This window comes from Ferrimonas sp. YIN67 (assembly GCF_057219095.1).
Map to the genome: position 1 here is coordinate 1 of NZ_JBXVVJ010000006.1, position 22,028 is coordinate 22,028.

Annotated in this window: 16 protein-coding genes; 5 read left to right on the forward strand and 11 right to left on the reverse strand. The window is 57.2% G+C overall.

Going from position 1 to position 22,028, the window contains the following annotated elements:
• The 8 genes from allD to AC2D8U_RS13275 form a co-directional block, all read right to left on the reverse strand.
• On the reverse strand, positions 1-982 hold a 982-nt coding region (gene allD / locus AC2D8U_RS13240; protein ID WP_484619545.1), incomplete at its 3' end, for an ureidoglycolate dehydrogenase.
• A 171-nt stretch (positions 983-1,153) separates the two neighbouring features.
• Positions 1,154-1,957: an oxamate carbamoyltransferase subunit AllH family protein gene (locus AC2D8U_RS13245; RefSeq protein WP_484619546.1), complete on the reverse strand. Its 804-nt coding sequence runs from the start codon at positions 1,955-1,957 to the stop codon at positions 1,154-1,156.
• A gap of 48 nt (positions 1,958-2,005) precedes the next feature.
• Positions 2,006-3,274, reverse strand: a complete 1,269-nt coding sequence (locus tag AC2D8U_RS13250; protein WP_484619547.1) for a YlbE family protein — start codon at positions 3,272-3,274, stop codon at positions 2,006-2,008.
• 48 nt (positions 3,275-3,322) lie between these two features.
• Positions 3,323-4,984 (reverse strand): acyl-CoA synthetase FdrA, encoded by a 1,662-nt coding sequence (fdrA, locus tag AC2D8U_RS13255; RefSeq protein WP_484619548.1) that lies wholly within the window; start codon positions 4,982-4,984, stop codon positions 3,323-3,325.
• Positions 4,985-5,567: 583 nt separating this feature from the next.
• Positions 5,568-6,509 carry an acyltransferase gene (locus AC2D8U_RS13260; RefSeq protein WP_484619794.1) on the reverse strand — a complete coding sequence of 314 codons (942 nt, stop codon included), beginning with the start codon at positions 6,507-6,509 and terminating at the stop codon, positions 5,568-5,570.
• A 31-nt stretch (positions 6,510-6,540) separates the two neighbouring features.
• Positions 6,541-7,422 carry an acyltransferase gene (locus AC2D8U_RS13265; RefSeq protein WP_484619549.1) on the reverse strand — a complete coding sequence of 294 codons (882 nt, stop codon included), beginning with the start codon at positions 7,420-7,422 and terminating at the stop codon, positions 6,541-6,543.
• A 97-nt stretch (positions 7,423-7,519) separates the two neighbouring features.
• Entirely contained in the window at positions 7,520-7,984 is a 465-nt protein-coding gene (locus AC2D8U_RS13270; protein ID WP_484619550.1) for a hypothetical protein, read from the reverse strand.
• A 50-nt stretch (positions 7,985-8,034) separates the two neighbouring features.
• Positions 8,035-9,558 (reverse strand): YifB family Mg chelatase-like AAA ATPase, encoded by a 1,524-nt coding sequence (locus AC2D8U_RS13275; RefSeq protein WP_484619551.1) that lies wholly within the window; start codon positions 9,556-9,558, stop codon positions 8,035-8,037.
• A 514-nt stretch (positions 9,559-10,072) separates the two neighbouring features.
• Between AC2D8U_RS13275 and ilvG the strand changes: the two genes are divergently transcribed.
• From ilvG to ilvA, 5 genes are read left to right on the forward strand one after another with little or no spacing between them, the layout of a single operon-like run.
• Positions 10,073-11,719 (forward strand): acetolactate synthase 2 catalytic subunit, encoded by a 1,647-nt coding sequence (gene ilvG / locus AC2D8U_RS13280; RefSeq protein WP_484619552.1) that lies wholly within the window; start codon positions 10,073-10,075, stop codon positions 11,717-11,719.
• The gene (gene ilvM, locus AC2D8U_RS13285; protein ID WP_484619553.1) at positions 11,716-11,973 is read left to right on the forward strand and encodes an acetolactate synthase 2 small subunit; all 258 of its coding nucleotides are present in this window, start codon (positions 11,716-11,718) and stop codon (positions 11,971-11,973) included. The genes ilvG and ilvM overlap by 4 nt, the downstream gene beginning before the upstream one ends.
• 21 nt (positions 11,974-11,994) lie before the next feature.
• Positions 11,995-12,945 carry a branched-chain amino acid transaminase gene (locus tag AC2D8U_RS13290; protein WP_484619554.1) on the forward strand — a complete coding sequence of 317 codons (951 nt, stop codon included), beginning with the start codon at positions 11,995-11,997 and terminating at the stop codon, positions 12,943-12,945.
• A gap of 10 nt (positions 12,946-12,955) precedes the next feature.
• A complete protein-coding gene (gene ilvD, locus AC2D8U_RS13295) occupies positions 12,956-14,779 on the forward strand; it encodes a dihydroxy-acid dehydratase (protein ID WP_484619555.1) in 1,824 nt (607 codons plus the stop codon).
• 2 nt (positions 14,780-14,781) lie between these two features.
• On the forward strand, positions 14,782-16,362 hold the full coding sequence (ilvA, locus tag AC2D8U_RS13300) for a threonine ammonia-lyase, biosynthetic (protein WP_484619556.1): 1,581 nt from the start codon (positions 14,782-14,784) through the stop codon (positions 16,360-16,362).
• Positions 16,363-16,580: 218 nt separating this feature from the next.
• On the opposite strand, the gene AC2D8U_RS13305 is transcribed toward ilvA, so the two are convergent.
• The 3 genes from AC2D8U_RS13305 to AC2D8U_RS13315 all read right to left on the reverse strand — a co-directional run bounded on the left by AC2D8U_RS13305 (position 16,581) and on the right by AC2D8U_RS13315 (position 21,413).
• Positions 16,581-16,937 carry a hypothetical protein gene (locus AC2D8U_RS13305; RefSeq protein ID WP_484619557.1) on the reverse strand — a complete coding sequence of 119 codons (357 nt, stop codon included), beginning with the start codon at positions 16,935-16,937 and terminating at the stop codon, positions 16,581-16,583.
• Positions 16,938-17,165: 228 nt separating this feature from the next.
• A complete protein-coding gene (locus AC2D8U_RS13310; protein WP_484619558.1) occupies positions 17,166-18,398 on the reverse strand; it encodes a hypothetical protein in 1,233 nt (410 codons plus the stop codon).
• A gap of 768 nt (positions 18,399-19,166) precedes the next feature.
• The gene (locus tag AC2D8U_RS13315) at positions 19,167-21,413 is read right to left on the reverse strand and encodes a hypothetical protein (protein ID WP_484619559.1); all 2,247 of its coding nucleotides are present in this window, start codon (positions 21,411-21,413) and stop codon (positions 19,167-19,169) included.
• Positions 21,414-22,028: the final 615 nt, after the last annotated feature.

A 22,028-nucleotide genomic window follows, 5' to 3' on the forward strand; every position in this document is an offset into this window, starting at 1 on the left:
AAACGTCATCGACGATATTAATCCCTTCAACTTCCGATTTTTGGGCAACCATTTCGCTATTTTGTCCCGGGTAGAGCACGCGATCGAATCCTGGGGCAGGACGCATGGCATTGAGCTCTTCCATTGTCTGGGCAATGGCCTCCGTGAAGTAACTCTGGGAGGTGAAGAAGGCGGGGTTGATAACGATATGCAACTGGCCCAGCTCGCGTCCCTTGGAGAGATCTTCGTACATGGAGCTGACCCCGCGGCCAAAGGGCAGGCCCAGCATGATGCCGGAGAGGATGTCGACCATCATCATCAGGCCGTAACCCTTAGGACCAGCGATGGGTAACAGTGCACGGACAGCATGAGGATCTGTGGTGGGGTTGCCATCACTGTCAACCGCCCAGGTGTCGGGGATCGCCTTGTTGCGGGAGCGTGCGTCGAGCACCTTCCCCCAGGCCTGCACCGTGGTGGCCATGTCGAAGTTGATGGTTTTGCCGTCGGCACCGGGCGCCGAGAAGGCGATGGGGTTAGTGCCGTAGTAGACATCACTGCCACCAAAGGGGACGACCATGGGATCGGACTGGCAGACGGAGATGGCAACCAGGCCCTGCTCGGCGGCCATCTTGGTAAAGTAGCCCAATGCCCCACTGTGGCTGATCCGCTTGGTGCCGACGACGGCGACACCTTTCTCTTTGGCCATATCGATGGCTTTGTCCATCGACAGTTTGGCGACGACGTGACCGGCACCGTTATCCCCGTCAAACACGGCACTGCAAGGGCCGGTCTCTTCGTAGCTGAATTGTGGGTTGGCATTGATGCCCCCCTTGGCGATCCGCTCGGAATAATATTCGACCCGGACGGCACCGTGGGAATGGACGCCACGGGCATCGGCAAAGGCCAGTACATCCGCAACGATATCGGCATGTTCTTCTGATAGCCCGGCCTGGTTGATCTTGGCTTTAATTAGTTCGTGAAGTTCTTTTTTTGATAGGTTCATATCTACTCCATGACGATGAACGATTTCATCGAACATTTGTTCATAACTGTTCCAAATAAAGCCAATAAGGCTAATATATAACAGTCCTTTCTGAAAAAACACCTCGCCCGGGCATGCAGTACCTTTAAAATGACCGAACTTCCCTCAAAGGGCATATTGTGACTTTAATTTTTAATTCTGAGTCATATTTAAAAATAACCAAATTCCTAACAAAGTGTCGGCGCCCGAGTAATGGCCATGACTCATTAGCTGCCGTGCAGACTCATCGAAGTGTTCAATATTGTTATTGGCCAGGTTCAGCAGAGATAGGGAAAAATATCCCAACCTTGCTTGCTCCAGGTAGCCCTCGCTGACCGAGGTCGTCCAGTAAGCCAGCTGCAGAGAGTCGGGTAATAGTAGCCTGGCCTTTTCTTTTAGCTGCGGGTTGAGGTAGGCACAAAACAGCATGCCAACCAGCATGTCATCGTGGCTGGGTGTCAGGCCCGGTCCTGCCCCGATCAGGCCATCCCAGCAGGGGGATTTGTTATCGAGCCAGCGTTGCAACTGCCGGATCATGGGAAAGAAGGGGGTGAGGTTGTTGCCGGCGACGATGTCACACAGAGGACCATAGAGTCCGGTTTCCTTTTCCTGGTTCAGCAGGAAGCGGGTTAATTGCTCGAAACATAAGGGTTGTGCCTGGTCCACCCGAAGGCTTAGCCCGTTGTTACCTTTGCCGAGCCTCAATGAATCCAGGGCGATCCCATCCTGGTCCAGCTGGATCCGTTTCGCCAGAGGGGCGAGTTCACACAGCAGGCCAAAGATCTGTGACGAGACGGACCAGCCTGACGGTCCCATGCCGCTATCGTTACGGTGCAAAGTCAGCACCTTGCTGTCTTCGGTCAGGAAGTTAATCGCCTTGGAACCACCACCTGCGTAGCGCAAAAGCCCCGGAATGGCCGGAGCGGACAGGCTGTATGCGAGTGCTTCATAGGTCATGGTTTACCCCCTAAAAGATAAAGGGCAGCCCGAAGGCTGCCACTGATGTTACGCGTCGGCTTCCAGGCCCAACTCTGAGGCCAGAGCTTCGAGTGCTTTCTCGAAGCAGGCTAGGGGGGCCCGCACGGTGCCGGCGCCAATCTGGCCAATTCCAGCCTCCTTGTGGGCGATCCCTGTATTGATCACCGGCGTGATCCCGGTTTCCACCACGCTGCGCAGATCCAGGCCGATGCATGCTCCCTGGAAGTTCCAGGAGGGGATCTGCAGCAGGTTGTTGTTGCCGACATAGATCTCGGACATCTCTTCCGATACGTCCAAAGCCACATCAACCCCACCTACGCCGACGAAGCGCGTTACCCCGGGAGCGGCCACCATGGCGGCGCCACCAATGCCATAGGTCTCAGTGATGGCGCTGTCGCCAATATCTGAGTTGGCTTGCTCCTGAGAGTAACCGGTGAAGTACAGGCCTTCCGGTGTGTTGACCGGTGCGGTAAACCACTGATCGCCCAGGCCACTGACGCGGATGCCAAAGTCTTTGCCGTTACGGGTCATGGCGGTAACGATAGAGCCTGCCTTGATGGTGGCACCGGCATCCATGGCACATTTACAGAAGGCCATGGCCAGGTTAAGGAAGAACTGATCCGTGATGCTGAGGAAGCCAAATACCCGAGACATCACTTCCTTGCTGGCATCCACTTCGGCCAGGTACGGCGCCAGGGTACGCAACAGCAGGGAGGAGGTCGCGATGTTGCGCTGGTGGAACTCATCTCCCATGGTGATCCCCTGTGCCATGATGGCACCCACATCGATGCCGCCATCAGTCTTGGCCAGGGCTTCTTTCAGCACAGGCATCAGCTCTTCGCGCATCCAGTGCAGGCGCTGTTGCACCTCGTCACCGTAGGCACCAAAGCGCATCACCTTGCCGATCCCTTCGTTCATGTTGCAGTAGGCAAAGTTACCGCCAGCTTTGTTCTCGACGACGACCACAGGCATGTTGGCCGAGGTGATGCCACCCATGGGGCCCACGGCATTGTGGTGGTGGCAGGGGCTGAATTTCACCTGGCCAGCCTGCAGCATCGCGGTGGCTTCGGTGTCGGTTGCCGCCCAGCCTTCGTACAGACAGGCGCTGATGCAGGCACCTTTCATTGGGCCGGTCATGTCGTCCCACTCGATTTGTGGGCCGGCGTGCAGCAGGTGCTTGCCTTCGGTCAGCCAGGAGACGGCTTCACCGGCGGAGATGACATCAACCCAGAAGGGGCGGGCATCTTTGATTTTTTCCAGTACGGCGGCATTGGCTTCATTGATAGAGGCGTACATAGTCTTTATTCCTTTCGCTTTTTTAATGGCAATTCTTTGTTGTGCGACTTATTGCATCTGTTTGAGCAGGCTGGCCAATTTGGCGTTGCCACCGGCAATGGGGGACCACTGGTAGTGCACGACCGGGGTTTGTGAAGATTGCAGATCTTCGGCGAAGCTGCGCAAACCGGCATTGATCACCTTGATCCCCTCGAGCAGGGTGGCGCGGTCGCCTTCTGCAGCGGAGCGGGCCGGCTGGATCAGCGCATCGGAGAGCAGCACCGCTTCCTCCAGGGTGTTGAGGATGATGATCCCGGCATCGCGCAGGGTGGCGATCTGGCCGGAGCGCTGCTGGGGATCCTGCTCGGTACCCGTAACCGTGGCGATCACGTGCAATGGACTTTGACGCTTGCCCTTGGCACTTTCGACGGCCTCAACCACGGCACTGGCGGGATCGGCGGTGGCGCCGTAGCCAATCACCACATCCAGCAGGAGCACCCCGACCGATTCATCGGCGGCGCGCTTCTCGATCTCTATGGTACGGGTGGTGGGATCGATCATCGGGTGGGGGCGGCCCAGGGTGTAGTGATCGTCGCCCAGATCGATGATCAGGTGGCCGCCGTCATCGAGCATGGTGCCCTGATGATGTGCTTCATCGGTGGCCAAACCCAGCTGATCCGCTAACAGGTTGGCGCACTCCGCCGCCAGGGTCCCACCTGTGTAGAGACCCAGGATCTTCTTGTCAGCGGTGCCGGCATCCTCGCCACAGTGCTGTCGTACGTTGGCCATCATGGCAGCGATGCGTCCCGCTTCGGCCATGCTGCTGGCGAAGAATACATTACCATCGCGAGGCTCGGCACGTTTGGTACCCAGGAACAGGGCGACCACAGGTTTGCTCATCGCTTTCATGGCATCGATCACCGTCCGCTCCACCTCGGGGGCCGGTGGCTTGGAGACAAAGGCCACCACCTGGGTGTCCGGATCGGCTTCCAGCATCGCCAGGGCCTGCAGGGCGCTGGCACCGCCGACGGCGGCAGAGAGATCGCGCCCACCCAGTCCCAGGGCGTGGGTGATCCCCTGGCCCGCCAGGCAGATCTGTGAGGCGACCTCCTGGATCCCGGTGCCGGAAGCGCCGACGATGCTGATGGGCCCCTTGGGCAGGACGTTGGCAAAGGCCAGTGGCGAACCGGCCACCATGGCGGTACCACAGTCCGGTCCCATCACCAGCAGACCTTTCTCCTTGGCCATGGCCTTGAGGCGCACTTCCTGCTCCACCGGGACGTTGTCGGAGAACAGCATCACGTTGAGATCCCGCTCCAGGGCCTCTTCTGCCAATCCAGCGGCGTATTCGCCGGCGACGGAGATCAGCGCCATATTGGCTTCGGGCTGCTTGTCTTGAGCGGTTTGCCAGCGGCGAGCTGTCACGATGCGTTTGCCGCCCCCGGCAGCCTGGGCGATGGAGGTCAGGGCTTCGTCGAGTTGAGCGGCGATCTCTGCGGTCATATCCGCTTCGCCCTCGGCGGTGCGAATGGCGACACAGATATCATTGGGTGTGGCGTCGTCGAACATGGGATGCCACAGACCGGTGGAGTCGAGCATGGTCTTGTTGGCAGGTGTGCCCATCATGACGGACACTTCTTCGACGTTATCTGTGCTGCTCAGTTGCCTGGAGATCAGCATGAGGCTGACTGAGTCCTGGAAACTTCCCTTTTTTATAAAAGCTTGGATCATGAATGACCACCTATTAATTCCCGGAAGTGATTAAATACAATGAACGATTATTACCATTGTGATTTTGGTTTGTTATTTGGTGTTCGGGCTCACAGTGAGGTAAAAACCAGCCTGGAAACTTGAGCCAAATCAACCTGGCAATATTGTGTTAATTCTTTAAAAGATGGGGAGATTATCGATGAATCATTGTTGATAGAAAAATCAAAGTGGCCATTTAAATGATTTTTAAAAAAATTCATTTAAATGGTGGTGCATTGACTAATTTCAGCCCGGGAGCGATGGGCGTATTGCACCTCGGGGGACAAACCTGCAGGGCAGCACGGAGGATTTAGCTGGAGCCTCCGGCAATCTTGAAGCCATGACTGGAAAGGCAGTAGGCAGTAGGCAGGATGGTTGTTTAAGAACCTGGCAAATTGATATTCACTTAGGTTGTGACAGCATTATTAAAGAAAGGGTGCTTCCTTTTCACCTATGCCGGACCGGACACCATACCATTAAATTCTATCCAGTGGACTCTCGTCGGGTGATGTTTTTATGAGAGGAGCGGAAACAAGAACGCCAACCCTGGGGTTGGCGTTCAGAATTATTGTACGGCCAGTTTACGATAGAGGGGGGGCGGGGCCTGTCGCTCATCGAGGATCGAAACGATGGTGTCGTCTTTTTCATGCCACAGACCGTTGAGCCAACGTTGGAATTCGACTCGATAGGCTTTGTCATTATTGTAATCGCCGTGAGGAACGGTACTCATTGGCAATGTCTTGACCGCCACTTCAATGCTGTCGAGGCGACCGGACAGCAGGCCATACATGATGTTGTCTGGTGCATCCGGATAAACGATGGTGACGTCCAGCAGTTGGTTAAACTGCTCGCCCAGGGTGTTCAGGGCGAAGGCGATGCCCGCAGCCTTGGGTTTCATCAGGTAGCGGAATGGGCTGCGCTGGCGTTTGTGTTTAGCTGGGGTCAGCCGGGAGCCTTCCACAAAGTTGATGACGCAGGTGGGCAGATCCTTGAACTTTTCACAGCTGCGCCGGGTGGTTTCGATGTCCTTTCCCTTGAGCTTGGGGTTCTTTGCGATCTGACTCTTGGTGTAGCGGCGCATAAAGGGCATATCCAGCGCCCAGCAGGCCAGTCCCATGATGGGCACGTAGATCAGCTGCCGCTTTAGAAAGAACTTCAGCATGGGGACATGGTTGCGCAATACCACGGTGACCACAAAGATATCGGCCCAGCTCAGGTGGTTGGCCAGCACCAGATACCAGCCCTTTTTATCGAGGTTGGCCTGTTCCAGGCCTCGCACGTTCCAGCGAGTGCCTGTGGTCAGTCGAAGGATCCCATGGTTTACGGCCACCCAGCCTGACATGCAGGCGTTGCAGGCAGCACTGAGTTTTAGCCGGAATGAGGGTATCGGCAGCAGGATTTTGACCAGTGCCAGTAACACGATCAGACTGCCCCAGAACAGGATGTTGCTGGTGGCCAGAATGGCATTGATGGCGGCTTTAAGGGGTCCGGGCAAAAATGACATTATTCTCTTGGGTTCCTATCGGCTGGTGGGTTTATCAGGCAGAGCCCTGTCGTTCCAGATCGGCAAGCTTACCCGCTTTGTGCTGCCAGATCTGGTTTAACCAGCTTTGATAGTCGGCCTTGTGTTCACGTTTTTGGTAATTCCACTGGTTCACTTCGGCCAGGCAGCGCTCCTCGACCGTGAGTTCGACCTGGGGCACCTTGCCACAGAGAAACTGCCAGAAGGAGGGGATCCCATGGGGATAGTAGATGGTGACGTCGAGCAGGGTCTGAAGTTTGCCATCCATGGCGTCCAGCGACAGGGCCACGCCACCCACCTTAGGTTTGAGCAGGCTGGGATAGGGGCTGTTCTGCCGTGCCTGCTTGGCCGAAGTAAAGCGGGTGCCTTCGACGAAGTTCATCACGCTGACGGGTTTATGGTGAAACTTTTCACAGGCTTGGCGGGTGGTTTCCTGATCCTTTCCCTTCAGGTGCGGGTGTTTCTTCAGGAAGCTCTTGCTATAGCGGCGCATAAAGGGAAAGTCCAGTGCCCACCAGGCCAGGCCCAGGATCGGTACATAGATCAGCTCCCATTTGAGGAAGAACTTCAAGAAGGGGATCTTTTTGTTAAAAACCCGCTGCAGCATCAGGATATCGACCCAGGACTGGTGGTTGGCGACCACCAGGTACCACTGTTTGGGGCTTAACGGGGGCAGTTGGTGGACGATCACCCGAGTGCCACTAAGCCATCGCTGATTGGCGTTGTTGATGCTGATCCAGAGGGTGGCGATCCCGTCGATGATGACATTACAGCCTTGGCGTATCGGGGCGATGGGCAGAAGCTTTAGCAGGCCGAACAGCAGGACCAGTGGGGCCAGCAGCAGGGTATTGAGAAGATAGCCGCTGAACGACAGGGCACCACGCAGGGCAGGCAACATGCAAATTCCTTTTACTTTTGGGTGGCCCATTAGAGTAAAGAGTCTGGGCAGTGACAGGCAAGCCTGTTAGCGGAGAAGCGGGAGCGGCAAAAGGGGATTAAAATGCCCAGCCCATGGCCAGTTGGACCCGGGAATCATTGCGTTCGTCCTGGCCGTAGCGGCTGCTTTGCTGGTAGCCAATGCGCAGCAATCCGCCGGATTGTCCCAGCCACTGCCAACCGCCGGCAAATGCCAGGGCCAGGCCGTCATCATGGTCGTCTCGGTACCAGTGGTTGCCACCCTGCAAGTAGATGGAGTGGTTGCCCGCCAGGCGAACGCGTCGTTCGAGCATCAGGGGGTACTCTTCCAGGTAGCCGTCGTTGAGTTCACCGAACTGATAACCGGTGACAATACTCCAGTGTCGATGCAGGCGCAGGTGATACTGGACGCCGGCCAAGGCTCCCTGGTGCTGCAAGTCCGTTTCTTCACTGCTTTGCCAGCTGGTACTGCCACTGAGCAGCAGCCGATGCTCGACGGCGTGGGCATTCGCAGCCAACAGCAGGGCCAATAGCGCCAGTCGCATCCTTTCTCCTTTGATCTTCCCTTGCGATCCAGGGCGACCGAAAGCTGTGCTTAGCTTAAAGTTAGTTTTTCCAGCTGTGACAACAGTCGATCCATTGCTCGATAGCCTAGCGCTTCGCTGATATGGGTTTTCTCGACTTCGTCACAGTTCGCCAGATCGGCGATGGTACGCGCCACTCGCAGGATCCTGTGATAGGCCCGTACCGACAGCCTGAGCCGATGGGTGGCCTGCTCGGTAAAGCCCATCAGCGACTGGCTGATCCCCAATTCCGGGCCCAACCGATGGCCGGGCAGAGCCTGGTTGAGACAGCCTTGACGGTTTTGGGCCTGCTGCCGGGCCTGCTCGATCTGCTGTCGGGCCTGGTCGGTAGAGAGGCCGCCGGGCGTTGCCTGGCTCAGGCTGCCCGCAGGCAGGCGCGGCACCTCGATGCTCAGATCGAAGCGATCCAGCAGAGGGCCGGAGAGGCGGCAGAGGTAACGGCGGATCTGATCCGGGGTGTCCCGGCTGTGAGCTCCCACTTCACCGCTGGGGCTGGGATTCATGGCGGCAATTAGCTGAAAGTTGGCTGGGAAGGTCAGCTTGGCATTGGCCCGGGAGATCACCACCCGACCCGACTCCAGCGGCTCGCGCAGATTATCCAGCACCATGCGGGGAAACTCCGGCAGTTCATCGAGAAACAGCACACCCTGGTGGGCCAGGGAGATCTCCCCGGGCTGGGGGAAGGTTCCCCCGCCGACCAGGGAGGCGGCCGAGCTGGAGTGATGGGGGGCCCGGAACGGCCGCTGGGCCAGCTGGTGCGAGGTGCGCTGCAGTCCGGCCACCGAGTAGATGGAGGCGACCTCCAAAGCCTGCTCCACCGGCAGTGGAGGCAGGAGATCGATCAGGCGACTGGCCAGCATGGTTTTGCCCGTTCCGGGCGGGCCGACCAACAGCAAGTGGTGGCCTCCGGCGGCGGCGATCAGCAGGGCTCGCTTGGCATGATCCTGACCAATGATCTGGTTGAGATCTCGGTCGCTGGCGCGACTGTGGTTCGGTGTGCAAGGTAGGGGGGAGGTGAGCGAGAGTTGGCCATGCAGGGCTGCCGTCAGGGCAGGCAAGGCATCGCCCAGCAGGATCCGGGCCCCAGGTACCAGGCTGGCCTCTTCGGCGTTACCCGCAGGCAGGAAGAGCTGATGCCCCTGCTGGTGGCCGGCGACGATGGCGGGTAGCAGGCCTGGAACAGACCTAAGCTCCCCGGACAGGCCCAGCTCGCCATAAAATTCGCGCTTTGCCAGGGAGGCGGGCGGGATCTGTCCCGACGCCGCGAGGATCCCCAGGGCGATGGGCAGATCGAAGCGACCGCCCTGCTTGGGCAGATCGGCAGGGGCCAGGTTGATGGTGATGCGGCGTTGAGGAAATTCGAAGCCGGCGGTTTGCAGGGCAGCCCGCACCCGCTCCCGCGCTTCCCGTACCGAGGTTTCCGGCAGGCCCACTATGGTAAAGCTGGGTAACCCTCCCCCCAGGTGGGTCTCTACCGTGACCTGGGGGGCTTCAATCCCCAACTGGCCCCGGCTCAATATGCGTGACAGCCCCATGACTCCCCTCCCTGGGATGGTCTTTGCTACAACTATGGCCTATTTACCTCTGCCATGAGGTGATAAAAGGGGCAGGGGGTGGGGGATTGGTAGGACCAGAATATAAATAATATATTGTTACATTTGTTTTTATTGGAAGGTGCAAATAAAACTTTGCAGGCAAAAATTTGTTGTGCTAATTCTATAAATGCTCGATAGAGTGGGCGAAGAATTTCGCATTGTTGCTACATTGAAGTCACGTTTGGATGAGTCTTAGACATGAACCGCTTTGCTGAAACCCTAGTGCTAGTCGTGATTACCGTGGTGATTATCGTCACCGACGGGGGTCGGGCTGTGGCACGGAGCAAAGCGAGACGCTAGCAACGAAGCAACACAGACAAACCCCCCGCACCGTCCCGGTTCGGGGGGTTTTTCGTATTGGAATGATTCCGGTTAATTTGGCAATTCGCGCAGTACTCCAGGGAGAGAGCGGCATGACCCCAAGGTATTGGCACAGGACAGAGGAAGGCAACCGATGAGCAGTGGTGCAGAAGCGGTCGTTCGTGCATTGGTCGATCAGGGAGTACGCACCCTGTTCGGTTACCCGGGAGGGGCGATCATGCCCCTCTACGATGCCCTATACGACAGCCCGGTGGAGCACCTGTTGTGCCGTCATGAGCAGGGGGCTGGCTTCGCCGCCCTCGGATACGCCCGCGCCTCCGGTAAGGTAGGCGTATGCCTGGCTACCTCCGGCCCGGGGGCCACCAACCTGATCACCGCCCTGGCTGATGCCATGATGGATTCCATCCCCGTGGTGGCGATCACAGGTCAGGTACCGACGGCGGCGATCGGCACCGATGCGTTTCAGGAGATCGATCTGCTGGGCATGTCCCTCTCATGCACCAAACACAGCTTCCTGGTGACCCGGCCCGAAGAGCTGTGCAGTACCTTGCACAAAGCGTTCGAATTGGCCAAAGAGGGACGGCCGGGACCGGTCCTGGTGGATATCCCCAAGGATGTCCAGCAGGCGATGGTGGATTACGTACCGCCGTTTCGCGGGCTCGCCGATGCGGCCAACGATACCTTCCCGCTGGAGCAGGCCCACGCCATGCTGCAGCAGGCCAGTAAGCCCCTGCTCTACGTTGGGGGCGGGGTTGGTATGGCCGGTGCCGTCGATGAGTTGCGCCAGTTTATCCAGTGCACCGGCATGCCGTCGGTGGCGACCCTCAAAGCGTTGGGCAGCGTGCTCCAGGGCACACCAGGTTACCTGGGGATGCTGGGGATGCATGGCACCCGGGCCGCCAACCTGGCGGTGCAGTCCTGCGATCTCTTGCTGGTGGTGGGCGCCCGTTTCGACGACCGGGTGACCGGTCGACTCGACAGCTTTGCTCCGGACGCCAAGGTGATCCACCTGGATATCGATCCGGCCGAGCTGGGCAAGCGGCGGGAGGCGATGCTCTCCCACTGTGGTGATCTGCGCACCCTGCTACCAGCCCTGGCTTTACCCCTGGCACTGGATGAATGGCGGGATCATTGTGATGCCATGGTGGCAGAGTATGCCCCCCGTTATGACCATCCGGGGGAGAATATCTATGCCCCGGCCCTGTTGCGTCAGCTGGCTCAGACTTTGCCGCGCAGTGCCATGGTCTCCTGTGATGTGGGTCAGCACCAGATGTGGGTGGCCCAGCACATGTGGTTCGACTCACCGCGTAACCACCTGTCCAGCTCGGGTCTGGGCACCATGGGGTTTGGCCTGCCGGTGGCGATCGGGGCGCAGAAGGCACGGCCCGATGACCTGTCTGTGCTGATCAGTGGTGATGGCTCTTTCATGATGAATGTGCAGGAGCTGACCACCATCAAGCGGGATCGCCTGCCCCTGAAGATCATCATCCTGGACAACCAGCGCCTGGGCATGGTGAAGCAGTGGCAGCAGCTGTTTTTCGAAGAGCGCTACAGCGAAACCACCCTGTCGGACAACCCGGATTTCGTCACCATGGCGTCCGCGTTTGACATACCGGGGCGGCAGATCTGGCGCAAAGATCAGGTAACGGAAGCGATGCGGGAGATGCTCAGTTGCGAGGGGCCTTACCTGCTCCACGTGTCTATCTCCGAGAAGGATAACGTGTGGCCACTGGTCCCGCCTGGGGCCTCCAACGAAGAAATGATGGAGCAAAGACCATGACTCAGCATACCCTGTACATCGAAATGACCCCCAGCGCCGACGTATTGGAGCGGGTGCTGAGGGTCACGCGCCACAGGGGGTTTACCGTGGCCAATATGAACATGCAAAGTTGCGGTGGCAGCTCGCAGATGGAGGTGACCGTGATCAGCGAACGCCCCATCAGTGCGTTGACCCGTCAACTCGATAAGTTATACGACGTCAGTCATTGTCGGCTTGCCCCGGCCATGACCACCAACGCCGCCGCGTTGGCATAAAAAAGTTTAAAGGAGTAAAGCGTGAATCAAGCTGAACAGATCTGGTTTAATGGAAAAATGATGCCCTTTATGGATGCCAAGGTGCACGTGCTCAGTCATGCACTGCACTATGGATCCTCCGTGTTTGAAGGGATCCGGGCCTACAAGACCCATAAGGGCACCGCAGTGTTCCGGTTGCAGGAGCACGTTCAGCGCTTGTACGATTCCGCCAAGATCTACCGTATGCCTATCCCCTATGGGCTGGATGAACTCAAGCAGGCTTGTCGTGACGCCGTGACGGTCAACGGCCTGGAAACCGCTTATATCCGTCCCCTGGCCTTTTACGGCCATGTGGGCCTGGGGGTGAATGTGCCCGAGGGCAGTCAGGCCGAGGTGATCGTCGCCGCTTTCCCCTGGGGTGCTTACCTGGGGGCCGACGCTGCCGAGTCCGGGGTGGATGTGTGCATCTCCACCTGGAATCGGATGGCGCCCAACACCATCCCGACCGCCGCCAAGGCTGGCGGTAACTATCTCTCCTCCCAGCTGATCGGTGGCGAAGCACGTCGTCTTGGCTTTGCCGAGGGGATCGCCCTGGATACCAATGGTCAGATCTCCGAAGGGGCGGGTGAGAACCTGTTTGTGGTCAAGAACGGCGTGCTGATCACCCCGCCGGCCACTGCCGCGATTCTGCCCGGGATCACCCGTGACACCATCATGACCCTGGCCAAAGACGCCGGTTACGAGGTGCGTGAGGAGCCGCTGGCGCGGGAGGCCCTCTACCTGGCCGATGAGATCTTCATGACCGGCACCGCCGCGGAGATCGTGCCGGTTCGCAGTGTCGACAAGATCGAAGTGGGCTGTGGCGGTCGAGGCCCAATCACCAAGGCGCTGCAGGCGCGTTTCTTCGGCCTGTTTGATGGCAGCACCGAAGACAAGTGGGGCTGGCTCGACATCATCGCCGATGCCGATGCCCCCGCAGCGGCCAACGGATAAGGGGATCAGCATGCCGAAGTATCGTAGCGCAACCTCCACAGCCGGCCGCAATATGGCCGGTGCCCGCGCACTGTGGCGCGCCACCGGAATGACCGATGAGGATTTCGGTAAGCCGATCATCGCCATCGCCAACTCCTACACCCAGTTTGTTCCCGGCCATGTCCACCTCAAGGACATGGGGGATCTGGTGGCCGGTGCCATCGCCAAAGCGGGTGGCGTCTCCAAGGAGTTCAACACCATCGCCGTGGACGACGGGATCGCCATGGGCCATGGTGGCATGCTCTATTCCCTGCCCAGCCGTGAGCTGATCGCCGATTCGGTGGAGTACATGGTTAATGCCCACTGTGCCGACGCCATCGTCTGCATCTCCAACTGTGACAAGATCACCCCTGGGATGCTGATGGCCTCGCTGCGCCTCAATATTCCGGTGATCTTTGTCTCCGGTGGGCCGATGGAGGCGGGCAAGACCAAGCTGTCGGATCAGCTGATCAAGCTGGATCTGGTGGATGCCATGGTTCAAGGGGCCGATCCCAAGATCTCCGACGAGCAGGTCGAACAGGTGGAGCGCAGCGCCTGCCCCACCTGTGGCTCCTGCTCCGGCATGTTTACCGCCAACTCCATGAACTGTCTGACCGAGGCACTGGGCCTGTCCCTGCCGGGTAACGGCTCCATGCTGGCAACCCACGCCGACCGCGAGCAGCTGTTCCTGGAAGCGGGTAAGCGCATCGTCGAGATGACCAAGCGCTACTATGAACAGGACGATGCCTCCGTGCTGCCGCGCAGCATCGCCAACCGCCAGGCATTCCAGAACGCCATGTCACTGGATATCGCCATGGGGGGCTCCACCAACACCATCCTGCATCTGCTGGCCGCAGCCCAGGAGGGGGAGGTGGACTTCACCATGGCAGAGATCGATGCCCTCTCCCGAGAGGTGCCGAACCTGTGCAAGGTGGCTCCGGCGACGCCGAAATACCATATGGAAGATGTTCACCGTGCCGGTGGCGTGATGGCGCTGCTGGGCGAGTTGGCCAAGGGCGGTTTGGTGCATACCGATGTACCGCATGTCGCCGGGGACTCCCTGGGCGAGGTGCTGAGCCGCTGGGACATAGGTCGCAGCAGCGAGGCGCATCAGTTTTTCCGCGCCGGTCCCGCGGGCATTCGTACCACCAAGGCATTTTCTCAAGACTGCCGTTGGGACAGTCTGGATCTGGACCGCAGTGAAGGCTGCATCCGCGACATCGAGCATGCCTACAGCACCGATGGGGGCCTGGCCGTACTGTCCGGCAACCTGGCACCGGATGGCTGTGTGGTGAAAACCGCCGGGGTGCCGGACAACTGCCTGCTGTTCCGTGGCCCGGCCCGGGTGTACGACTCCCAGGATGCGGCGGTGGAAGGCATTCTTGGTGGTGAGGTCAAGGCCGGCGATGTGGTGGTGATCCGCTACGAGGGCCCGAAAGGGGGGCCAGGCATGCAGGAGATGCTCTACCCCACCAGTTACCTCAAGTCCATGGGATTGGGGCAGGCCTGTGCCTTGGTTACCGACGGTCGTTTCTCCGGCGGGACCTCCGGCCTTTCTATTGGCCACGTGTCCCCTGAAGCCGCGTCCGGCGGTGACATCGCCCTGATCGAAAACGGTGACATCATCGATATCGATATCCCCGGGCGCAGCATCCGCTTCGAGCTGGATGAGGCCACCCTGGCGGCGCGCAAGGCGACCTGTGGTTACAAGCCAAGCCGTGAGCGTACCGTCTCCCTGGCCCTGAAGGCCTATGCCCACCTGGCCACCAGTGCCGACAAGGGTGCGGTGCGTAACAAAGCGCTGTTGGAGGAGTAACCATGACCGCACTGGCTCCGCTTGAACAAACCCGTCGTTCGGCCTCGGTGGCGCCGGTGTCGGATCCCCTGGTGCAGGACACCCTGCGCCAGATCCTGTTGGCCCCGGTCTACGATGTAGCCAAACACACCGAGCTGTCGCCGCTGAATAAGTTGTCTGCCCGGCTGGGGGCCAATGTTTGGCTGAAGCGGGAAGATCAGCAGCCGGTGCATTCCTTCAAGCTGCGTGGCGCCTTTAACAAGATCCACAGCCTCACGGCCGAGCAGCGAGCGGCGGGTGTGGTGGCGGCCTCGGCCGGCAACCATGCCCAGGGGGTGGCGCTGGCGGCCAAGCGAACCGGCATTCGTGCGGTGATCGTCATGCCCACCACCACGCCCGAGATCAAGGTCCAGGCGGTGCGGGGCCACGGTGGCGAGGTGGTGTTGCACGGCTCCAGCTTCGACGAAGCCTATGCCGAGGCGATGCGTCTGGCCAAGGAGGAGGGGCTGACCCTGGTGGCGCCCTTCGATGATGCCGCGGTGATCGCCGGTCAGGGCACCATAGGCCAGGAGCTGTTGCAGCAACGGCGGGATCTGGACGCGGTGTTTGTGCCCGTGGGCGGCGGCGGTCTGATCGCCGGTGTGGCGGCCTACCTCAAGGCGCTCGCCCCCCATATCAAGGTGATTGGGGTCGAGCCGGAGGACTCCGCCTGTCTCAAGGCGGCGCTGGAGGCTGGCAAGCCGGTGGATCTGCCCCGGGTCGGGCTGTTTGCCGATGGCGTGGCGGTGAAGCGGATCGGTCAGGCCTGCTTCGATCTGGCGCGGCTGTGCGTGGATGAGGTGATCACCGTTAACTCCGATGAGATCTGTGCCGCGGTGCAGGATATCTACGAGGATACCCGGGCGATCGCCGAGCCTGCCGGTGCCCTGTCGCTGGCGGGGCTCAAGCGCTATTGTCAGCGGGAGAATCCGTCGGCCGACACTCAGCTGGCGGCGATCCTCTCCGGGGCCAACATCAACTTCCATACCCTGCGCTACGTCTCCGAACGCTGTGAGCTGGGTGAGGGTAAGGAGGCGGTGTTGGCCGTCACCATTCCGGAGCGCGAAGGGGCGTTTCTGCAGTTCTGCCGGATCCTGGGACAGCGACAGATCACCGAGTTCAACTACCGGCTCAGTGGTCGCAGTCAGGCCAATGTGTTTGTGGGGATCCGGCTGAAGAACCACGATGAGCTGGCGGGGATCCGTGCCGCTCTGGGAGAGGCGGGCTATGCCCACGAAGATCTGTCCGGGGATGAGACCGCCAAACTGCATGTGCGTTACATGGTGGGGGGGATCGCCCCCGAGCCCCTGTCCGAGCGACTCTATCAGCTGGTGTTCCCGGAGCGCCCCGGTGCCCTGGAGCAGTTCCTGACGGATCTGGGGGATCGCTGGAACATCTCCCTGTTCCACTACCGCAACCACGGCGCCGCCAATGGCCGGGTGCTGCTGGGCATGGAGGTGGAGGAGTCCGATCTGGATGCCCTGGAGCAACGGCTGTCCGGGCTCGATATGGACTACCGGGAGGTCACTGACAGCCCCGCCTACCGTTTCTTTTTGCGTGGCTAAAGCGTGGCAATGCGTCAAAGAAAAAACGGTCTCTCCATGGAGAGACCGTTTTTTTGCAGCTGAAGATGGTAAGGGGAGTGTGATAGCGGATCTGAGCCCGCCCACAAGGGGACGAGGGATCATACCGACGGTGAGAGCGGTGTGATCCAGGATGCTTCATTCACTGAAGGGAATGGCGAGGATTGAATGGGGCGGAGGGGGGATCTTGATCAGGGGCTTTAGTCAGCGCCTTCGATATTTGCACTGTGACTGAACTCTTTTCGGAACCCTTTCAGCCAGTGACGACCATTGACCGGGATAGCATAGTCGACCTCGGAGCCATCGGGGACACACCGGACATCGTAAACATGGTGGGTATGCAGCTCCGTGGTAACAACAGATTGCAAGTGCATTTCAGCGCATAGGTCGAGTGCCGCGCGTTGTTGTTCAGCTGACATGGTGCAACCACCGAGCATTGATATGACGATTGCACAGATCAGCAAAATCGAAGAAACCTTTGGATTGGCTTTTGTCGCCGTGGCGGCTTTATATAAGTAGTCGGAGAGTTTTTTAATACTGGAATCAACTTTTTTCATTATAATCGTTTCTTCAAATAAGTTGGTTATAAAGCTACAAGGCAGAGTTAATAAAGCTATAAAGTCAACGACTTTGGTTCTTTTAATTTCTGCCTTTATTCTGAGTGGATTGTCTGATTCCGCCCTAGAGTTAGGTTGATACATCATCCACGGTTGCGAATGTGAGATTTGTTACCTAAGTGTAACTTTGGTTAAATTTGTTGGCCTGTAAGTGTGGATGAAATAATTTCATTTCACTAATAACCTGGAGAGTTGTTTTTCTATTGCTTCGAACCGTTCATTTATATCGGTTATTTCGAGAGCTTTCTCGGATTTATTGTCTTTATTTTTGATACGTTCCAACGCCTCCTGCTCTAGGTCATAGGGGAGCATAAATGGGCCATCTTCTACCGGGATTTTGATAGGGTTTGGTCGAGTGATAGCTCCCATCGCATCAGTCATTTCCTCATCCGACAGTGGCCGGTTTGCTAAATCTCTATTTTCTTCATGGTAGTCTTGAACAATGTCAATGCGCCGGATGAAGCCACTGTTGCCATCCCAGTTTGGAATGTATATCTGAAATTGGTTATAGCTAAGTCTGACAAGTCTTACACACATTCTGAATTTATTTTCATAGCCACGAGGGCGGTATTCGTAGTAGCAGCAGGAAGGTACGGCAAAACCATTAGGGCTATATCTCATCCGGCTATAGAGTGGAAATTTAAATAGATGCCTAAAGGAAGAGTTGCCAGCACTTTCTTGCAACATCACATGGGCCGAAGAGCGTCCTAGTTCCGTTTCTGGGTCGATATTAAATTTGATGGCGGAATATTTTACATGTCCACTATAGGCCCATTCATCAGCGGGGTGACCCCATGCCATTCGGATAACACGTCCGGCCGGGCCGCCACCGCCACCGGAAACGATCTCTTCTGCTTCATCCCTTGCGGCTTCAGCAGCGCTCTTGGCGGCTTCAGCCTTGCTCTGAGCGGACAGGGCTACACTACTGGATGCTTGGGCATTAACGGCCGAGTTTGCCGCTGCACTCGCATGCCCGGAGGCCAGGCTACTGCTGTTATCTGCGGCGACTGCGGAATCTTCAGCTTTGTCGGCTTGAGCAGATGCCTCTGCTTCACAAAGGGCAGCCAAAGCGGCACTGTTTTTCGCTTCGTCCTTATGTTTCGCTGCGTCCCGAGCGGCTGCGGAGGCACGGTCGGCCTCCAGTGATGCATCCCCAGCGGCATCTCCGATGTCGGCGATAGCCTGCTCGACTCTACGAGTCATCTCTGCTGGCGTGTCAACTTCCTGAGTGTTCCCGACGCTGTCGGTGAGCGGACGCTTGCCCGTTTCTCCGCTCTCCGGATCGGCGGCGGGACCGCCCAGCCAGTTGCGTTTTTCATCGAGGAAGGTTTGCCAGCTGGTGATTGTTTCACTGAGGCGTTGGTAAATGTCGTTGGCGGTCTTGAGTGGTGTTTTAAACATATGTGTTTGTTAGCTCTTTGGTGTGTTGTTTGCTGGCCTTTAGACCTGTCTTTTAACTCTAAAATTTTTCCTTGGTGCGGCAGGTTTGTTGGCTGGTGTCGTTGTGAAACTTTTCTACGTTGAGGGCAATGGTGTTCATAAAGGTTTGTGTATAGTCTTTAAGTTTCTTGTGTGAATGCTTGATGCTTCCGGTGGACAACTTTCTCCTTCGTGTTTGTTTTGGGACTTGATACCTGCGCTTTTGCTTGAAGGTGTTCTGCTCCGAGAGCAGAGTCGGTTGGAACATGATTAAGAGCATGGGGTTGGTGAGGCCCATCATGCACTGTGACTGTAGTTAGTAGTGGTACCTGGATAACCAACCCCCCAATTACTGATATCAAAATTGCGATAGCAAACAGTATTGCTAATATTTTATGGTTTGCTCTTGTCGCCAAGGCGATTTTGTATAGGTGCTCAGAGATCTTATTCTTGCTCGGACTTTTTGTTTTCATTAAAGAGGGTTCTCACTTTTGCTAAGGCGTTAAGTGAACAGTGATTGTGAATCACGTTGGCCAGGATGGTGATTTGTTCTTTGCTATAAATGCACTTGGATTTTTTGCTGTTTAATTATGTTTGAGGGCTATATTGAATGTCAGGGCTTGATAAAGATTGTTCTACACCAAACCCACCTATGCGGAACTTGGTGCGGATTTTATTGTGGTAATAGCCTAATGCAAGTATAGAGTATTTAGGATTAAAAATTTCTCAGGCAATCTAGGGGAGCTTGGTTTATGGAATTGGGACGGGGCGAGTCTTTGGAGCTGCGTATTCAGCCACTACGACTCGCCGAAGCATTGGCGAATGCTTCGGCGTGCCCCAGTCCTTGGTTAAATAACCTTCGGATCCATAAGGGTTTATCACCCCGTCCAATTGCCCAAACAGATCATGTAGCGGGCGATCGATAGTGCCTGCTCCGTTAACTGCAAGGATGGCGGTTGGGTTGTCATGGTTCCCTTCAGGTAAAATCAGCCCAGTTGCCCGCTGCATAACTTGCCCGCTACTGTAGTAACCCGGCACCGGGGGGGGAAGCAATCGTGCCTTTGACGGGGTAAGCCCTAACCGCCCCGTAGTCATTGCCCAGCCTGTGCCGGCGTGTCCCATCCAATCGCCATCTGGCGAGTCAAAGATCACATAGGGCCAGCGCCGCAAGACCGCCGGATTGGGGTTGATCAGGCCCGAGCTTGGGCGGCTATTGGTGAATGCCACAAGTTCGGCAGGGATTGGAGTGCCCTGAAACTCCTCGGGTAAGGGGCTGAACGCATAGGCTGATCCATCCTTGCGGCGTATCAGGATCTCAAGGGTGATGTTTGAGCTTGTTAGGGTATTGTAAATAGCGAACGCTTCGATCCATGCAGCGGTGAACAGCTCCGAAATCCCCCCGAGGTTGGCGATCTCGTCTACAATGGGCGGGATCGCTCGGTCCAACTGCTCGGCGCGGTCGGCGCGGAAATTGTCGGCGCGCCACCACTTGGCTCCGGCCTGTCCGTCGTCCGTCCAGTAAAAATACCCGGCGACAAGATAGGCGAACTGCTGCGCGTTGTAGTAGTGCCCGAAGATCCGGCGGTGAACTGTGACGCCCTCGGCTTCCAGCTCTAGATCGTCGTTTTCTCCTGTGTGGTACTCGTGCGAATAAGGGAGCGTGTCCCCATCCGGCCTTGGGTAGCAGGAAGCATTGAAGAAAGACCGTTTCCCGACGATCACCCCTGCGGGACGGCGAGCGGTACCCGGGTGTGTTCCTTGAAAGCCCACAATTTCGTTCGCGGGGATCCCTGTGCTGATTGCTGGCTGCTCTACTGTCACGGGATCGGCGTTGGAAGTTGCTCGCCCTGATGCCCAGTATGCCGGGGCGGTTGGGTCGGATGACTCATATAGGGCGCCAAAGCTGTCGTGATACCAATAACCAGAAGACTTTGCTGCCGTGTGCGTGAATGAAGTAAGGCGATAACCTAAGGGCACCCCAAGGGATGCCGTTGACTTCTTATAATAAAGAGTTGTGCTTGCTGAACGGTTAATACGATAAAAATCCCCATCCTCTGCCGGTACTATTACCGCGAAATTTAGTGATGTAGTTGATGTGCTCGCGGCACCGGCCCAGGCGTATCGCCGATAGCTGCCGCCACTGTCTACGTCGAATAATTTACGGAAGTCCGAGCGTAAGCTATCCACAAACTCGGCCGAAACGGGTAGGCCATTCATGGTAATAAGGGGCAACCCCCCTGTTTCTGTGGGGATCATCTCAGCGTCGGCCTCGATTACCTGCCCAGGGATAAGCCCGGCCATTGGGGCAAACTCGACTCCAGCTTCCTCCGCGTTGACCATTGCCGCCCGTCCTCGTTGCCCAACGTAGGAGTCGGGGGTGTCCATTAGCTCGACAAACTTATTAATGCCTCCCCCGCCCCCTTCGCTTGGGATGCCTTCTTTGTAAAATTGGTCGGTGGTGGCTGAGTAGCTTAGAATGTCGTTCACGCGAAATGGAGTGCCATCGGGAGCTGAGCCCTCGCCTGTAATGCGCCATCGGGCAGACTGAGCACCCATGGGCCCGGTTGGCTTTTCCGGCCACTTGCCCTGTCCCATATCGAACTCGCCTAAATCGAGGATCGCCGCGCTCAACTTCTCGGCGGCGGCCTCTGCACCTGACTGTGCCGTCTCTGCTCCGGTCTGGGCCTGGGCCGCGGCTTGGGCTGCTGCTTCGGCCCTCCGGGCGTTTTCCTCGCCGCCCTCGATCAGGTCTAGCGCCTCTTCGGTACGTGATTGGATATTATATGTGCGGCGGTGCATCTCGGCCGGGGTATCGACAACGACTCTGTTGCCAACGCTGTCAGTTAGTGGGCGCTGGCCGGTTTCCCCTGTCTCAGGATCTGCGGAAGGGCCGCCCAGCCAGTCTCGTTTTTCATCGAGGAAGGTTTGCCAGCTGGTGATTGTTTCACTGAGGCGTTGGTAAATGTCGTTGGCGGTCTTGAGTGGTGTTTTTAGCATATTGACTCCAGATATATTGTGATGTGTTGGTTTCGGGTCGCAATTAGTATGTTCAAACTGTTGTCTGAGGGGGGTGTGGGTGTACGCCTACTCTAGGCGGTAGACTCATCATCAATAATCTCTTCTTGTGGAGTGTTGGGCTGGAACATTGTGATATTAATGGTTTGGCAATGGTTGCAATGGCCTTTTTGTGGCATTGGGATAGGTCTGGTCAGGCTGATTAACTCTTTAGTTGTTAATTTCTGGCATCTTGTTGCTTGTTTTAAGTCAGGTGCTCAGTTTGGGTAGTTAAGCCACTCGGTAGTAACTGAATGACTTAGCGCTAATGAAAGAATGTTTTCATTGTGGCTTAAGATTGCAGTGATAACTTTCTAAGGCGCTCCAGTGTGTCAAGAATTTCCATGAGAAGTATTCTGTCTTCCTGAGTATCGAATTTTTTTGGCGTTCATAGGCGTTGCAGCCGATGTCTTGTGGTTATCTAAAGTTTTACTTTTGATTGATGAGTTTTGTTTGACAACTCTGACTTCATGTTAAGGTTTTTTGATTTGATTGTCGGCTGGGAATTCCTTTGGTGGGATGTTAATATGCCCGTAATCTTGGTATTGCTTGATTTGT

Coding starts and splice junctions, on each gene's coding strand:
- AC2D8U_RS13245 (WP_484619546.1), bottom strand. CDS start 1,957: ATGACCTATGAAGCACTCGCATACAGCCTGTCCGCTCCGGCCATTCCG.
- AC2D8U_RS13250 (WP_484619547.1), bottom strand. CDS start 3,274: ATGTACGCCTCTATCAATGAAGCCAATGCCGCCGTACTGGAAAAAATC.
- fdrA (WP_484619548.1), bottom strand. CDS start 4,984: ATGATCCAAGCTTTTATAAAAAAGGGAAGTTTCCAGGACTCAGTCAGC.
- AC2D8U_RS13265 (WP_484619549.1), bottom strand. CDS start 7,422: ATGTTGCCTGCCCTGCGTGGTGCCCTGTCGTTCAGCGGCTATCTTCTC.
- AC2D8U_RS13270 (WP_484619550.1), bottom strand. CDS start 7,984: ATGCGACTGGCGCTATTGGCCCTGCTGTTGGCTGCGAATGCCCACGCC.
- AC2D8U_RS13275 (WP_484619551.1), bottom strand. CDS start 9,558: ATGGGGCTGTCACGCATATTGAGCCGGGGCCAGTTGGGGATTGAAGCC.
- ilvG (WP_484619552.1), top strand. CDS start 10,073: ATGAGCAGTGGTGCAGAAGCGGTCGTTCGTGCATTGGTCGATCAGGGA.
- ilvM (WP_484619553.1), top strand. CDS start 11,716: ATGACTCAGCATACCCTGTACATCGAAATGACCCCCAGCGCCGACGTA.
- ilvD (WP_484619555.1), top strand. CDS start 12,956: ATGCCGAAGTATCGTAGCGCAACCTCCACAGCCGGCCGCAATATGGCC.
- ilvA (WP_484619556.1), top strand. CDS start 14,782: ATGACCGCACTGGCTCCGCTTGAACAAACCCGTCGTTCGGCCTCGGTG.
- AC2D8U_RS13305 (WP_484619557.1), bottom strand. CDS start 16,937: ATGAAAAAAGTTGATTCCAGTATTAAAAAACTCTCCGACTACTTATAT.
- AC2D8U_RS13310 (WP_484619558.1), bottom strand. CDS start 18,398: ATGTTTAAAACACCACTCAAGACCGCCAACGACATTTACCAACGCCTC.
- AC2D8U_RS13315 (WP_484619559.1), bottom strand. CDS start 21,413: ATGCTAAAAACACCACTCAAGACCGCCAACGACATTTACCAACGCCTC.